13 protein-coding genes are annotated in these 14,611 nt (G+C 75.8%); 11 read left to right on the top strand and 2 right to left on the bottom strand.

Features of this window, described 5'->3' with window-relative positions:
- The first annotated feature begins 84 nt into the window (after positions 1-84).
- The 6 genes from IE172_RS07390 to IE172_RS07415 all read left to right on the top strand — a co-directional run bounded on the left by IE172_RS07390 (position 85) and on the right by IE172_RS07415 (position 7,604).
- A complete protein-coding gene (locus IE172_RS07390) occupies positions 85-1,221 on the top strand; it encodes a sugar ABC transporter substrate-binding protein (protein ID WP_190096274.1) in 1,137 nt (378 codons plus the stop codon).
- Between the two features lie 87 nt (positions 1,222-1,308).
- Positions 1,309-2,253 carry an RNA polymerase sigma-70 factor gene (locus IE172_RS07395; protein WP_190096275.1) on the top strand — a complete coding sequence of 315 codons (945 nt, stop codon included), beginning with the start codon at positions 1,309-1,311 and terminating at the stop codon, positions 2,251-2,253.
- 91 nt (positions 2,254-2,344) lie between these two features.
- Entirely contained in the window at positions 2,345-3,556 is a 1,212-nt protein-coding gene (locus IE172_RS07400) for an NAD(P)/FAD-dependent oxidoreductase (protein ID WP_190096276.1), read from the top strand.
- A 724-nt stretch (positions 3,557-4,280) separates the two neighbouring features.
- Entirely contained in the window at positions 4,281-6,563 is a 2,283-nt protein-coding gene (locus IE172_RS07405) for a sensor histidine kinase (protein WP_190096277.1), read from the top strand.
- Positions 6,560-7,243, top strand: coding sequence for a response regulator (locus IE172_RS07410; RefSeq protein ID WP_190096278.1), 684 nt, complete (start codon positions 6,560-6,562; stop codon positions 7,241-7,243). The genes IE172_RS07405 and IE172_RS07410 overlap by 4 nt, the downstream gene beginning before the upstream one ends.
- 16 nt (positions 7,244-7,259) lie before the next feature.
- Positions 7,260-7,604 (top strand): SCO4225 family membrane protein, encoded by a 345-nt coding sequence (locus IE172_RS07415; protein WP_229885847.1) that lies wholly within the window; start codon positions 7,260-7,262, stop codon positions 7,602-7,604.
- Positions 7,605-7,620: 16 nt separating this feature from the next.
- On the opposite strand, the gene IE172_RS07420 is transcribed toward IE172_RS07415, so the two are convergent.
- Positions 7,621-8,649 carry an MBL fold metallo-hydrolase gene (locus tag IE172_RS07420; protein ID WP_190096279.1) on the bottom strand — a complete coding sequence of 343 codons (1,029 nt, stop codon included), beginning with the start codon at positions 8,647-8,649 and terminating at the stop codon, positions 7,621-7,623.
- 83 nt (positions 8,650-8,732) lie between these two features.
- Complete coding sequence (locus IE172_RS07425; RefSeq protein WP_190096503.1) at positions 8,733-9,641, bottom strand: serine hydrolase; 909 nt, start codon at positions 9,639-9,641, stop codon at positions 8,733-8,735.
- A gap of 75 nt (positions 9,642-9,716) precedes the next feature.
- Here IE172_RS07425 and IE172_RS07430 point away from each other — a divergent pair, with 75 nt between their 5' ends.
- The 5 genes from IE172_RS07430 to IE172_RS07450 all read left to right on the top strand — a co-directional run bounded on the left by IE172_RS07430 (position 9,717) and on the right by IE172_RS07450 (position 14,596).
- Positions 9,717-10,688 carry a LysR family transcriptional regulator gene (locus tag IE172_RS07430; protein ID WP_229885849.1) on the top strand — a complete coding sequence of 324 codons (972 nt, stop codon included), beginning with the start codon at positions 9,717-9,719 and terminating at the stop codon, positions 10,686-10,688.
- Positions 10,689-10,825: 137 nt separating this feature from the next.
- A complete protein-coding gene (locus tag IE172_RS07435) occupies positions 10,826-11,743 on the top strand; it encodes a hypothetical protein (RefSeq protein WP_190096280.1) in 918 nt (305 codons plus the stop codon).
- Positions 11,744-11,772: 29 nt separating this feature from the next.
- Positions 11,773-13,002, top strand: coding sequence for a hypothetical protein (locus IE172_RS07440; protein ID WP_190096281.1), 1,230 nt, complete (start codon positions 11,773-11,775; stop codon positions 13,000-13,002).
- A gap of 53 nt (positions 13,003-13,055) precedes the next feature.
- Positions 13,056-13,475, top strand: coding sequence for an effector-associated constant component EACC1 (locus IE172_RS07445; protein ID WP_190096282.1), 420 nt, complete (start codon positions 13,056-13,058; stop codon positions 13,473-13,475).
- Positions 13,472-14,596, top strand: coding sequence for a caspase, EACC1-associated type (locus IE172_RS07450; RefSeq protein ID WP_190096283.1), 1,125 nt, complete (start codon positions 13,472-13,474; stop codon positions 14,594-14,596). The genes IE172_RS07445 and IE172_RS07450 overlap by 4 nt, the downstream gene beginning before the upstream one ends.
- Positions 14,597-14,611 lie beyond the last annotated feature (15 nt).

The raw sequence follows: 14,611 nt of genomic DNA on the forward strand, positions 1-14,611 counted from the left end.
CCCCGACGCCCTGCCGAGGTGCCGCGTCGGCCGCCCGGCCACGTGGCCGCCCACGCTGCACGCCCCCCCCGGAAGGCGCCTCCCGTGAACCCCCGAACCACCCCGATCTCCACGGCCGTACGCCGCCGCGTCACCCTCCTCACCGCCACGCTGTCGGCCCTCACGCTGGCCGGCTGCGGTGTCGTCGGCGCCGCCGGCGAGGACGCGCGGCCGGCCACCAGGAGCGACGACATCACCGTGGGCCTGCTGCTGCCCGACACGGACACGGCACGCTTCGAGAAGTTCGACCACCCGCTGATCGAGCAGCGGGTCGCCTCGCTCACCGACCAGCAGGGCGAGGTCGTCTACGCGAACGCCGGGGGCAGCAGCACCAGGCAGAGCGAGCAGTTCCGGCAGATGGTCGCCGACCGCGTCGACGTGATCCTGGTGAACGCGGTGGACTCCGAGGCGATCGCGCCGGACGTGCGCCGGGCGAAGCAGGCGGACATCCCGGTCATCGCCTACGACCGTCTCGCCGAGGGCCCGATCGACGCGTACGTCTCGCACGACAACGAACTCGTCGGCCAGGTGCAGGGCCGCGCCCTGGTGAACGCGCTCGGCGACGACGCCGAGAAGAGCAAGGTCGTGATGATGAACGGCGAGCCCGCCGACCCGAACACGGCGCTGTTCAAGAAGGGCGCGCTCGGCGAGCTGAACGGCCGGGTCGACATCGCCCGGGCCTACGACACCGAGAAGTGGCTGCCGGAGGTCGCCGCGGAGAACATGCGCAAGGCGATCGCGGAGGTCGGCGCCGGCAACGTCGCCGCCGTCTACTCGGCGAACGACGGCATGGCCGGCGCCGTCATCAAGACCCTCCAGGATGCCGGGGTGACCGACCTGCCGCCGGTGACCGGGCAGGACGCGGACCTCGCGGCCGTGCAGCGGGTCGTGGCGGGCACCCAGTACATGACGGTGTACAAGCCCTTCCTGCAGGAGGCGACCGGGGCCGCGGAGATGGCGGTGGCCAAGGTGCAGGACCGCGCGATCCAGTTCGACGCGCTGGCCCGGGACCGCGTCGACAGCTCCACGCGCAGGGACATCCCCGCGATGCTGGTCCCGGTGACCGCCCTCACCAGGGAGAACATCGAGGACACCGTGGTCGGCGACGGCGTCTGGACCGTGCGGGACATCTGCACCGAGCCCTACGCGGCGGCCTGCGCGGAGATCGGCCTCACCCCCTGACCGCCCCGTGCGCGGGCCCCGCCCGGGTTCCGCCGCCGGCCCGCCGCGGGAGGACCGCCCCGCGCACCCGGCGTTAGGATCCGGGGCATGGCCCTGAGCGCGAGCGACGTGGAGCTGTTCACGGCCTCCAGGCCGCGGCTGGAGGCGATCGCCTACCGGCTGCTCGGTTCCGCGAGCGAGGCCGAGGACGCGGTGCAGGAGACGTTCCTGCGGTGGCAGGGTGCCGACGTCGGGAGCGTGCGGGTCCCCGAGGCGTGGCTGACGAAGGTCCTCACCAACCTGTGCCTCAACCAGCTCACCTCCGCCCGGGCGCGGCGCGAGACGTACGTCGGCCAGTGGCTGCCCGAGCCGCTCGTCGCCGGCGACCCCATGCTCGGCCCCGCCGACACCGCCGAGCAGCGGGAGTCGGTGTCGTACGCGGTGCTGGTGCTGCTGGAGCGGCTCGCCCCGAACGAGCGGGCGGTGTACGTGCTGCGGGAGGCGTTCGACTACCCGCACCGGGAGATCGCGGCGATCCTCGACCTCACCGAGGCCGCCAGCCAGCAGCTGCTGCACCGTGCCCGGCAGCGCCTCGCGCGGGGCAGGACGCGTGCCGAGGTCGACGAGGCCGCCGCCCGCAGGGTCGTCGACGAGTTCCTCGCGGCCGCCACCAGCGGGCGGACCGAGCCGCTGGTGCGGCTGCTCACCGAGGACGTCGTCGCGGTCGGCGACGGCGGCGGGAAGGTTCCCGCCCGCACCAAGGCGTTCGAGGGCGCGCTCGCGGTCGCCCGGTTCATGCGGGGCCTGTTCACGCCGGGCAAGGGCAAGCGCGCCCTGGTCGGCGGGTCCCCCGGCATCCACGTCACGACCGTCAACGGCGGTCCCGCCCTGGTGGCGGTCGTCGAGGGCCGGGTCGTCGGTGTCATGTGCCTGGAGGTCACCGCCGAGGGCATCGCCGCCATCCGCAGCCAGGCCAACCCCGACAAGCTCGCCCGCCTGACGGAGCGCTGGGCGGCCGAGGACCGCGGGGAGCCCCTGTTCCACGCCTTCTGACCAAGGTGTGACGCAGGTCACATCGGCTTCTGTCAGGAATCGGCGGGCCGCCCGGTTCAAGGGGCGAACCCGCCGACGACAGGAGCAGGCCATGCAGCACCGCATCATCGTCCTCGGAGCCGGTTACGCCGGAGCCTCCGCCGCCGGACGCCTGGCCAGGCGGCTGCGCCGTGAGGACACCGCCATCACCCTCGTCAACGCCGAACCCGACTTCGTCGAGCGCGTCCGCAACCACGAGCTCGCGGCCGGCCGGCCGCTCCGGCACCGGCCCCTCGCCGACCTGCTGGCCGGCACCGGCGCGGCCCTGAGGGTCGCCCGGGTCACCGCGGTCGACGTCGACCGTCGGGCCGTCACCGTCCGGGACGCGGACGGCGAGAGCGAGCTGGACTACGACACCCTGGTGTACGCCCTCGGCAGCGGCTGGAACGACCAGGGCGTCCCCGGCGCCGCCGAGCACGCCCACGAGATCGCCGGCCGCGAAGGGGCCCTGCGGGTGCGCGAACGCCTCGCCCTGCTGGAGGCAGGACAGCGGGTGGTCGTGGTCGGCGGCGGTCTCACCGGGCTGGAGGCCGCGACCGAGATCGCCGAGGCCCGCCCCGACCTCGACGTCGCCCTCGCCGCCCGCGGCGGACTCGGCGACTGGCTCTCGCCCAGGGGCCGCGGGCACCTGCGCGAGGTCTTCGGCCGGCTCGGCATCACCGCCCACGAGCACACCGACGTCACCGCCGTCCACGCCGACCGCGTCACCACCGCCGACGGCGTCTCCCTCCCGTCCGCGCTCACCGTGTGGACCACCGGCTTCGCCGTCCACCCGATCGCGCGGGCCACCGGCCTGGAGACCACGGAATCGGGCCGGATCGTCGTCGACGCCACCATGCGCTCGGTCTCGCACCCCGAGGTGTACGCCGTCGGTGACGCGGCCATGGTGACGGGCCCCGGCGACAAGCCGCTGCGCATGTCCTGCGCCACGGGCACCCCCACCGCCTGGCAGGCCGCCGACTCCATCGCGGCACGCCTGACCGGCGGGAAGCTCCCCCACGTGACGATCCGCTACTTCAACCAGTGCGTCTCGCTGGGCCGCAAGGAGGGACTCATCCAGTACGTCACCGCCGACGACCGCTCCGTGAACGCGGCCCTGACCGGCCGGCTCGCCGCCCTCTACAAGGAACTGGTCTGCAAGGGCGCCGCCTGGGCCGTGGCCCACCCGACGCTCGGACTGCCGACCCGGCGCCGTGCCGTACGCACCGCGGCCCCCGCGGCACCGGCGGCCACGACGCGGCCGGCGACCGAGACGGCGGCCTGACCCCGACCGCCCGCGGGGCCGGCACCCCGGCAGGAACCCCCGGGCCGGCCGGTGAGGCCGAAGGAGGCGGCGCGCGGTGCGCACACCGTGCCGCCGTCCCGGGCCGTCGGGGTCGCGACGCCGGCCCGCCCCCTCCTCCCGCCGCACCCGCAGTGCGCAGATGCGGCGGGAGGTCGTGTCCGTGCCGGCACGGTCCCGGTGGCACCGCCCACGTACCGCCGCTCCGCCTCGGTCGGGTCGGACCTCAAACTCCCGGGCCATGCACAGATGGTGGCATCCCGGCCGCCCGGTTCGTCGCTCACGTCCGCGGTGCAGGCGACCGCGCCCGGGGCGCCGGCGGACGGGGGCGCGGTGGACCGGGATGTCCGTCAGGACCGGCCCCGTGGCGGACCGGGCCACGGCGAATCCGCCGGCGGCCACCCCGCCGACGACGACCGCGCCGATGAGCGAGCGACGACACGACGATGCGCTCGGGCATGACGGGCCCCCGGGACGGAAAGGCGGTCGCGGTGACGGGGTGTCCCGCCGCCCTTCCGACGTGATCGAGCTGAGGACCGGGCTGTCCCGCGGTCCTCGGGCCACGGGACGGGAGCCGTGCGGAACCGGAGGTGGAGAAGCGCCGCTCCTCCACCCTCCGTCCCTCGTCTGCAACCCGGGTAAGAGGCCGGAATCCCCCTTCAGCCGGAGTCGTGGCGTGCGGGTGCCGCCCTAGCCTGAATCCGTCATGAAGCGAATCGACGACCGGCTGATCCCGGTCCTGCTGCTGTGCGCCCAGGCCCTGGTGTGGCCGGGGGCGGCGCTGGTGCGCGGGGACGTCCCGTCCGCGTCCGCCCTCCTCGTGGCGGCCCTGGTCGCCGGCCCCGTCACGGCCCTGCTCGCCCTGCGCCGCGCCCGCCCGGTCACCACCGTCGTGGTGACCGCCGCCGCGTGCGCACTCGGTGCGGGCCCGCTGCCCGCCGGGGCGACGGCGGTGCTCGGCACGGCGGGCGTCGCGCTCGCCCTGTACACGGTGGCCACCGAACGGGACACCTTCACCGCCGTGCTGTGCGTGGCGGCGCTCGCGCTGTGGCAACTCCTGTACGGGCTCACCCTGCACGGGATCAGCGAACGCGACGGACTCGACCTGGTCCTCACCGCCCTGCTCTACGCCACCGCCTGCGGCGCCGGCCTGCTCTTCCGGCGCGCCCGTCGCACCCGGTGGACGTCCGAACGGCTGCTGCGGCGCGCCGAGTCCGAGCGGCACCGGCTCCCGGCGGTTGAACGGCGCCGGATGGAACGGGAGTTGCACGACGTCAGCGCCCACCACCTGACGGCCGTGGTGGTCACGGCCGGCGCCGCCCTGGGCCTGCGCGAGCGCCGCCCCGAACTCGCCGCGGAGGCCCTGCGGTTCGCGGTCGACACCGGTCACGAGGTGACCCGGGCGCTCGGCGCGGTACGGGCCCCGGCCCCCTCGGGCGAGGACCTTCCGTCACCGGAGGAACGGCTGCTCGACCTGGTCGCCGGATTCCGGCGCCTGGACCAGCCGGTGGAGTGCGAGATCGACCCGCTGCCGGACGGAGCCGTCGCGGACGCGGCGTACGGCATCGTGCGCGAGGCGCTGACCAACGTGGCGCGGTACGCCCCCGGCGCGCCCACGCGCGTGCGGTGCCGGTACGGCGACGACCGCACGGACGTCGTGGTCATCAGCGGGGCACCGCTCCCCGGCACGCCGGCGCACGGCGCGGGCCTCGGCGGGGGACGCGGGCAGGGCTTCCTGCGCTCCCGGGCGCGGGAGGCGGGCGGCACCCTGACCACCGGCCCCACCGAGGAGGGCGGATGGGAGGTGCGCGCCGCCCTGCCCGGGCGGACCGCAGCCCTCACCGAGCGGCCCGGGACGCGCGGCTACCGCCTGGCGCAGGTGACGGCTGCCGTCGGACTCGTCCTGCAGCCGCTGCTGCCGGTGCTGGTCGTCCGGGCGGAGGCCGTGCCGGCCGGGCCGGTGTCGGCGGGCGTGCTCTTCGCGCTGCTGGCCGCCGCGCAGGCGGTCACCCTCCTGTGGCTGCGGCGCGCGCCGCGCACCGCGCACGGCGTGCTGTTCGCCCTGACCGCGCTCTGGCCGGTGGCGATGGCCGCGGGCGACTACGGCGGCCCGGTCGTCCTCCCGCCCGCGCTGGGCATGCTCGCCCTCTGCGCGGCGCTCGCCGTGGACGCGGCCGGTGCCCGCCCGCGTGTCCTCCTCCCGGCCGTCGCCGCCGTGGTGCAGGCGGCGGCCGTGACCGCCGCCGTACTGGACCGGGGCACGACCGCCCCCGTCTGGGCGGTCGCCGGTTCCGCGACGGCCGGGGCCCTTCTCGCGGCCGGCACCGCCCACTGGTGCGGGCTGCGGCGCGGCCGCCGCGAACGGGCCGCCCGGGACGACCGGGACGAACGCCTCGCCGCCTGGACCGAGGAGGCCGTCCGGGACGCCTGGGCCGAACGCCGCCGCATCGCCGGCGGACTGGAGACCACCGTGCTGGCGCGCACCGCCGACATGGTCACGGAGGCCGAGGCGGGACGCCTCGACGCCACCGCCGAACGCGCCCGGGAGGCCCTGGCCGCGATGCGCTCGCTGCTCGACACCGTCCGCGAGGGCGAGGCGGAGCGCGCACTGCGCCCCCAGCCCACCCTCCAGGCGCTGGACCTGCTCGCCCGCCAGTGCCGGGCCACCGGCCGCGAGGTCGAGATACGGCTGAGCGGGCGCGTGCCGGAGCAGCTGCCCACCGCCGTCGACCTGGCCGCCTACCACGCCGCCGAGACCCTGCTCGCCACCGGCGACGACGACCGTCCGGCGCTGCTCGAACTCGACACGGTGGAGAGTACGTTGACGATCACGGCCACCGGTGTCGCACCCGCCGCCCACCCGGCCGTGCGGCAGCGGCTGGCGCCCCGTCTCGCGGCGCTCGACGGCACCCTGACCACCGGGCCCGCGGACACGGTCCGCCTCCGGCTGCCGCTGACCACGGGCGGCGGGGAGGAGAGGGAACGATGAGTCTCAGGGTGCTGGTCGCCGACGACCAGGGCATCGTGCGGGCGGGGTTCGCCGCCGTGATCGACGCCGAGGAGGACATGACGGTCGTCGGCGAGGCCGGCGACGGAGCCGAAGCGGTGCGTCTCACCGGGGAGTTGGCGCCCGATGTCGTCGTCATGGACGTGCGGATGCCGGAACTCGACGGCATCGCCGCCACCAGGATCATCACCGGCCGCCCGGACGCGCCCCGGGTGCTGGTGCTGACCACCTTCGACCTCGACGCGTACGTCTTCGAGGCACTGCGGGCCGGGGCGTCCGGGTTCCTCCTCAAGGACGTGTACGCCTCCGAACTGCTGCGGGGCATCAGGGTGGTGGCCGCGGGCGAGAGCGTCCTCGCGCCGTCCGCGACCCGCCGCCTGATCGGCCACTACGCCTCCGGCGCGGCCGGCGGGGCTCCGGGGGAGCGGAGCCCCGGCGCCCTGGACAACCTGACCGACCGCGAACGGGGCGTCCTCGCCCTGGTCGCCTCCGGACTCACCAACGCGGAGATCGCCGCACAGCTCGGCATCACCGTCGGCACCGTCAAGTCCCATGTCAACGCCGTACTGCGCAAGCTCGGGCTGCGCGACCGGGTCCAGGCCACGATCCTCGCCTACGACCTCGGCCTCGCCCGCCCGAACCCGCCCGGCACCCCTCTGTGATCACCCAGGAGCCACCATGACCAGCACCGCCGAGGAGACCACCGCCGTGACCGGACCCGGCCGGACCCTGCCGGCGCGCCTGCGCCACGCCCTCACGGACGTCGCCGCCCTCCTCTACCTCGGGCTGTGCGCGGCCCTGACCGTATGGGCGTACGTGGTGAGCGCCGGCGAGAACGAGGACGCGTCCCTCGCGGGAGTCATCCCGCTGCTCGCCACCGCCCCGTTCAGTGTCGTCCTGGGCGTCCTGCCGGAGCATCCGGCGATGTTCGTCCTCGCCGTCGCGTTCGGCGCGCTGGTCAACGCCGTCGTCATCGGCACCTGCTCCCGCGCGCTGCGCCGCGGCGGCAGGGCCGCGCGCTGAGCCCACCGGGCCCGCGCTACGCGTGCAGGGGACGCATGGCGCCGTCGTACACCGTGCGGGGGTCCGGGACGACCACGCGGGTCGCGGGGGAGGTCTGCCGGGCCTGCGCGACGAACGCGTCCAGGTCCATGGCCGGGTCCCGTACGGGCGTCCCGCCCAGCGGCACCTCGAAGTTGTCCCAGTGGACGGGGACGGTCACGCGGGGGTGGTCCAGGGCGCGCAGCAGCCGCGGCAGGTAGCGGTGGGTGGAGGTGCCGGCGGGTACGGCGATCATCGCGAGGTCGGGGCGCAGGCCCCGCACCGCCCGCTCGGAGAAGTCGCTGGCCCCCATGAGGAACGCCGACGGCCCGTCCGCCCCCGCGGTCACCTGGAAGGCGAGGGTGTCGCCCTCGGGCAGGTCGGCGATGGTGGCCGGGACCGCCGCGGGCGGGGCGTTCAGGGTGCCGGGGGCGAAGTAGGAGCAGTTCTTGTTGCGGCTGTGCAGGCTCGGCACCACCTCCACGACGATCCCGCCGAAGTCCAGCACCTCGCCGCCCTTCACCACGGAGATCTGCCCCGCGTCCACGCCCAGCGCGACCAGCAGGTGGTACGTGGTCTCGGTGCCGACCACGCGGGCGCCCGTGGTCCTGGCGATGTGGGGCACGTCGGCGAGGTGGTCCCAGTGGGAGTGGCTGACCAGGACGACCTCGGGGCGTCCCGTGTGCGGGTCGACGGCCTCCGGCCGGCTCAGCAGCGGTGTGCGGGGGTCGAAGCCGTCGCCGAACAGGCCGGTGGGGAAGCGGGTGAGGTACGGGTCGAAGAGCACGGTCCGCCCGCCCACGTCGATGCGCCAGCCGGCGGTGCCCAGCCAGCGCAGCGCCACCGCGCCGGCGTCCGGTCCACCGTCCCGCCGGGGGGCTTTCCCGGCGGCCGTGGCGGCGGGGGCGGTGGCCGCTACCAGCGGGACGGTGGCTCCGAGCGCGGCGCCGCGCAACACCGCGCGCCGGCCGAACCCGCGGCGCGGGGGGACACCGGATATGTCTGTGACACGTGGTTCCTGGGTCATGGCGGCAGCAGATCAGCAGCCGAACCGTCCTGTCCAAGACCGGAACCGGGCCCGTGCGATACGCGAACGCGTATGGTGCCCGGTCAGCGGCCGTCCCCGGCCTCGCGCAGCGCACCGACCGCGATGCCGGCCGCCCGGCCGATCGCGGCGTCCACCGTGGCGCGGGAGGCGGCCAGGTCGTGGGTGCGGGCGAAGACGGCGACCGCGTAGGACGCGCCGTCGGGGTAGCGGACCACACCCGCCTCCATGTGCAGCCCCGGCAGGGTCCCGGTCTTGGCCGCCACCGTCACCTCGTCCGGGAAGCCCGACACCAGCCGGTGCCGGAAGACCTGCCGCCCCATCAGGTCCCGTACGAAGGCGCAGGCCTGCGCGGGACCGGCCGCGTCGTTCCACACGAGCCGCAGCAGCCGGGTGATCTCGCGGGGTGTGCTCGCCGTGGTGTGGCGGGGGTCCAGGACGGCCAGCCGGCGCTTGCGGTCCTCCGGCAGGGCCGGGTAGCGGACGGCGAACTCGCGCTCGTCGCGCGCCCCGGCCTCCGCGAGCATCGACTCCAGCAGCCGGCGCGGGCCGCCCACGATCCGGGTGCGCTCCAGGCCGAGTTCCGCCGCGAGGAGCCGTACCGTGTCCAGGCCCACGCGTTCCAGCAGCAGGTCGGCGGCCGTGTTGTCGCTGACGGACATCGCGAAGTGGGCCAGGTCGCGCAGCGACAGCTCCACGTCGTCCAGACAGCCCGCGGTGCCCCAGCCGCCGAGCCGGTCGGCCGCGGTGACCCGCACCCGCTCCCGCGGGTCGAGCTGCCCGGCGACGACCTGCCGGGCGAACTCCAGCACCAGCAGCACCTTGAAGATCGAGGCGATCACCACGGGATCGTCGGCCCCCACCGCGACCTCGTCCCCGTCCCCCGCCGCCGCCCGGACGGGCGCGGCGTGCAGCCGTCCCTCGGCCCCCGCGTCCGCGAAGACCCGCCGGACCCGTTCCCCGACCCCCGCCATCCGTGCGACCACCGCTCATCCTTTACGCGTCGACGGTCCCGATCATCCCTCAGCCGCTCCCGTACGATCCCGGCTGTGAATCTCTTGCGCCACCTGCGTCTCTTCGTCACCGTGGCCGAGGAGTTGCACTTCAGCCGGGCCGCCGAGCGGCTGGGCATGGCGCAGCCGCCGCTCAGCCAGGCGATCCGCGCCCTGGAGCGGGAGCTGGGGGCGGAGCTGTTCGACCGCTCGCCGCGCGGTGTCCGGCTGAGCGCCGCCGGGGCGGCACTCCTGGAGGAGGCGCGTGACCTCCTCGCCCGGGAGGAGCGGCTGCGGGCGCTGGCCCGCCGGGCCGCCGACGGGGGCCTCGGCACGCTCCGCGCGGGCGTGCCGCCGGACACCACGGCCGCGGTGCTGTCCGCGCTGCTGGCCGCCTGCGCCGAGGACGCGCCGGGGCTGGCCGTCGACCTCCAGGAGGTCGCCACGGAGGAACAGGTCAGGCTGCTGGTCTCCGGCGGGCTGGACGTCGGCCTCGTGCACCATCCCGTCGACGCCACCGAACTGCGGCTCGGGCCCGAGGTCTCCCGGGACCTGGGAGTGGTCCTGCCCCGGACCTCGCCCCTGGCCCGGCTCACCGAACCGGGGCTCGCCGACCTGTCGGGCCACGACCTGGTGCTCTTCCCCCGGGCCCACGCGCCCGGCTGGTACGACCGGATCCTCGACGTGTGCCGCGCCGGGGGCTTCGTGCCCGGCCGGCTCCGCCACGCCTCCCACCCCGAGTTCCTGCTGGCCCTCGTCGCCGCGGGCCACGCGGTCGCCTTCGACCAGGGAACGGTGGCCCGCAAGGAACCCCGGGTCGCCTGGCGCCCGTTGGCGGGACGTCCCCTCGCCCAGCGGGTCAGCGGCGCCTGGCCCGCCGCACGCACCCCCCACCCGGCCGCCCGCCGCTTCGCCGACCTCGCGGCCGGCGTCCTCTCCCGCGACCACACCGCGGCCGCCCACCGCGCCACCGTCCCGCGTCCCCGGGACGACACCCCGCGCCCCTGGTCGGTGATCTACGGCCCCTGAGTCCGCGGTGCGCACGAAAACCCGTGGAGTCCCGGGAGCCGCTCCGTCACACTTTCGAGACCTCCGATGCGGGTGACCGTCCGGCAACGGTGGGTAATCCTCGCTACCTTGGATCCGCGACCGTCCAGGGGGGACATGTGAACGAGAACGGGTACACCAGCCTGCCGGGATGGCGGGGCGGCGACGCCAACGCCGCGTATCTCGACAAGAACCTCAAGCACCTGCCGGTGGAGACGGAGCTCGACGACTCCGTCGGCTGGCGGCAGTTGCTCCAGTTGTTCGTCTACGCCCTGCTCGCCTCGTTCCTGGCGTTCCTGCCGCTCTTCTTCCTCGCCCTGCTGCTCCTCGTCGGGGGCAGCGGCGAGGGGTTCGCCGTCGTGCTCGGGCTGGCGTACGTCGCGTCGGGCCTCGCCTTCTGGGTGACCCTGCTCGGGATGCGGCTGGTCGAACCGATCGCCGAGTGGCGGGTCCTGCTCGCGGACCGGAGCGGATCGCTCGACTCGGCGTACGTCTCCATCGCGGGCACGCTCGCCCGCCGCTACGTCCCCGTCGACCGCGCGGAACGGATCATCGCGACCGGGCTGGGCCGCGACCAGGTCCGCAACCGCCTGGTGCTCTCCGAGGGCAGGTGCCAGGTCTACGTCTCGGTCTTCTCGTACGGCACGAGCCTGTACCTGGGATGGCAGATGTGGCGCTCGCGCCGCGGGTACGCCCTGATCGGCGGCTTCGTGTCGGACCTGCTGGCGTCGATCACGGGCCGGCTGGGCCCGGAGCGGATCATGATGCGGACCGAGGGGGTGCGGGCGATGCGCGAGGCGGTGCACGCGGCCTGCCGGGAGGGACTGGCGACGGCGGTGGACCAGGTCGTGGTGCCCGCCGCCTACGCCTTCCCGCAAGGGCTGCCGCCGGTGCAGCCCGCCCCCGCGCGGTCGGCCCCGGCTCCGGGCGTGGCGCCGGCCGCGCCGCCGGTCCCGGACACGGCCCCGGGCGCCACGGGGTCCTGGGGTCCGCCGCAGGCCGGCCCGCGGGCGGACGGCGTCCCGCCCCGGAGCTGAGGCGGAGCGGACAAGGAGGGGGAGGGCCGATGGCCGGAGCGGGAGCGGGAGCGGGGAGCGTGCTGCTGCGTGCCGCCCCCGGCGGGGAGACCTGGGCGTACGCCGCCTTCTCGCTGAGTCCTGCCGCCCTGCCCGGGGGCCTGCACCCCGAGTTCTCCGAGGCCCGGCGCGCTGCCGACCGGGTCGCCGCCGAGCGGACCTGGCTGGCGGCCCTGTGGACGGACCGCACCACCGCCCGCTGGGACCTCAGGTTCATCGGCGACCCGGAGAGCGGCCGGATCGGGGCCTTCCTCGTCGCCCAGGTGTACGGCGCGGACCGGGCGGCCGCGCTGCGGGCCGTGCGGGAGGCGCTCCCCGTCCTGGAGCGGTTCCCGGCGCACGTGACGGCGACCCGGGTCGGGGACACCGACCGGATCGCCCGTCTGCTCGCCCCGTTCGCGCCGGGGTGGGGCGGGGTCGCCGAGATCCGCAAGCGCCTCACCTGCCGGACCCTGACCCGCCCGTGGGGAGCGGAACGCGTCGCGACCGCGGTCTCCCTGTTCGACGCCGCCGCCGCGTCCTGGACCCCGGTGTGGACCCAGCTGGCCGCGGAGCCGCGGCGGACGGTGGTCAGCGTGTGCCTCGAACCGTGCTCCGCCCCGGCCGGGCTCGTCGAGGGCCTGACGATGAGGGCGCAGGCGTTCGGGACGCTCGCGGCACCGGGCACACCCGACCCCCTGTACGGGCTTCCGGTGCCGGGTGACCCCTTCGCCCGGGAGGCGCACCGTCTGTACGACGCCGCCGCACGGCGCTATACCGGGCGGCTGCACCGGGTGCGGGTCTCGGTGGCCGTCGAGGGGGAGGCCCCGTTCCCGGAGGTGCTGGCCGGCCTGGTCGGCCACACCCTCGCACCGCGGAGCGCCGGCGCGGTCGTGGTGCGTCCGCGCGGCCAGGAGGACCACCGGGTGGCCTGCGGCAACCTGCTGGGCGTCAACCGGGACTGGCAGCCGGACGCCTCCTGGCAGGAGGTCCCCCCGTTCCTGCGGCCGCCGGCCGCGGGACAGCTGTGGCTGAGCGATCCGGGGACGGTGACCGCCCTCGCCGACCTCGTGGACGCCGACGAGGCGGCCGCCGTGTTCCGCCTGCCGCACGAGGAGCCCGGCGAGCCCGAGCTGTTCGCCCCGCAGCCCCGGGCCGCGGACCCCTCCCGCGTGCCCACCGGCGGCACCGGCACCGGCTGGACCGACGCCGGCTGGACCGACTTCGGTCCCGGTGACTGACCGCCCGGAGGCCGGCCGCCCGACGACCCGTTGACGAACAGGAGCCACTGGAGATGTCCGCAACCCCCGCGCCGAAGGCGCCGGAGAACGCTCTGACCTTCACCTTCCCGGGACCGCAGGGGCACGCCGACGCCCTGAACCGGGACCTGGCCGAGTGGATCAACGACACGGAACAGCTGGGCGGCAGGGCCGGCCTGCGCACCGCGCCGCCCGCCCCCGGCGAGCAGGGGGACGTCGCCGTCGCCGTGGACATCGTCAACGCCTCCGCCGCGGTGATCGCCGCGGCCACCAACGCCTTCTTCCTCTGGCTCCAGCAGCGGCGGACCACCCACCGGCGGATCGAGTTCGAGGCGGTGCGGCCCGACGGCACCCGGATCAGTGGCACGGTCGAGGACGACGCCCAACTGACGCAGGTCATGGACCGGTTGTCACGATTCGCGGTGCCCCCGCAGCCGCCCGGAGCCGGTGAGTGACCTGGGCCGTGTGGCCTCCCGCCCCCACCGCCGCGTACGCGCTGCTCGTCGGCACCGGCCGGCACGTCCGGCCCAGCTCCCTGCCCGCCATGCCCCAGGCGGTGACCACGGCCCGGGCCCTCGGCGCCGCCCTCAGCGGTGACCGGGGGGTGTTCGACGCACGGCGGACCACGGTGGTCCCCGACCCCGCCGACGCCCGCCACGTCCTCGAACCGTTGCGCCGGATGGTCCGCCGGCCGGACGCCGACCTGCTGCTCTTCTCCTACTGCGGCCACGGTCTGCTCGGCCGGGGCGACCGCCTCTGTCTGGCGCTCACCCCGTCCGGCCAGGACGGCGGCGGGGGCGACCCGAGCCCGTCCCTGCCGTTCGCCGAAGTCGCCGGTCTGCTGCGGGAGTCACCGGCGCGGCACAAGGTCGCCCTCCTCGACTGCTGCTTCTCCGGCCGCGCCCTCGGCGCGGACGGCCACGGCATCCACCTGCTCACCGCGTGCGGCCGCACCCAGAAGGCCCTGTTCCCGCCCGGGGGCACCCTGACGGGCTTCGGCGGGGAACTGCTCCGGATCCTCGACGAGGGCATACCCGACGGCCCCCGCGACCTGTCCCTCGCCACCCTCTACGACCGGCTGGCGGTGGTCCTGCCGACCACCCCCGCACCGCGGACGGGCATCGTCCCCACCGGATACCCCGCACCCCACCAGCAGACCGTCGACGGCTCGGGCCACCTCGCGCTGGCGGTCAACCCCGCCCACGGCACCCACCGGACACCGGCGGGGCTGCGCGCCCGCGGCGCCTTCGCCCAGCGGCTCAAGAAGCTCACCGAGCCGTCACCCGACACCCCGGTACCCGACCCGGCGCGGCTCCCCCAACTCCTCACGGTCCTGGCCGGCCTGGCCCGGGACGCGCCGGAAGTCCTGGGGCCCCTGGACGACTTCGCCATCAGCGCCTGCCGCAACCACGCCGTCATGACCGGTGCCGCTGGCTCCCCCGCGCGGGCCGCGGCCCTCCTCTCCGCCCTGGCCGACACCCTCCGCGCGGCCTCCCCCGCCCACCCGGCCCTGCCCGCCACGGAACGCGCCCTGACCCACTGGAACGGGCGGCTCCGGCCCTCGGGGCCCGGGTAACGGGGAACGCTTCGG

The sequence above is a fragment of the Streptomyces griseoflavus genome, assembly GCF_014649995.1.
GTDB classification, from domain to species: Bacteria; Actinomycetota; Actinomycetes; order Streptomycetales; family Streptomycetaceae; genus Streptomyces; species Streptomyces griseoflavus.

Coding starts and splice junctions, on each gene's coding strand:
- IE172_RS07395 (WP_190096275.1), top strand. CDS start 1,309: ATGGCCCTGAGCGCGAGCGACGTGGAGCTGTTCACGGCCTCCAGGCCG.
- IE172_RS07400 (WP_190096276.1), top strand. CDS start 2,345: ATGCAGCACCGCATCATCGTCCTCGGAGCCGGTTACGCCGGAGCCTCC.
- IE172_RS07405 (WP_190096277.1), top strand. CDS start 4,281: ATGAAGCGAATCGACGACCGGCTGATCCCGGTCCTGCTGCTGTGCGCC.
- IE172_RS07410 (WP_190096278.1), top strand. CDS start 6,560: ATGAGTCTCAGGGTGCTGGTCGCCGACGACCAGGGCATCGTGCGGGCG.
- IE172_RS07415 (WP_229885847.1), top strand. CDS start 7,260: ATGACCAGCACCGCCGAGGAGACCACCGCCGTGACCGGACCCGGCCGG.
- IE172_RS07420 (WP_190096279.1), bottom strand. CDS start 8,649: ATGACCCAGGAACCACGTGTCACAGACATATCCGGTGTCCCCCCGCGC.
- IE172_RS07425 (WP_190096503.1), bottom strand. CDS start 9,641: ATGGCGGGGGTCGGGGAACGGGTCCGGCGGGTCTTCGCGGACGCGGGG.
- IE172_RS07440 (WP_190096281.1), top strand. CDS start 11,773: ATGGCCGGAGCGGGAGCGGGAGCGGGGAGCGTGCTGCTGCGTGCCGCC.
- IE172_RS07445 (WP_190096282.1), top strand. CDS start 13,056: ATGTCCGCAACCCCCGCGCCGAAGGCGCCGGAGAACGCTCTGACCTTC.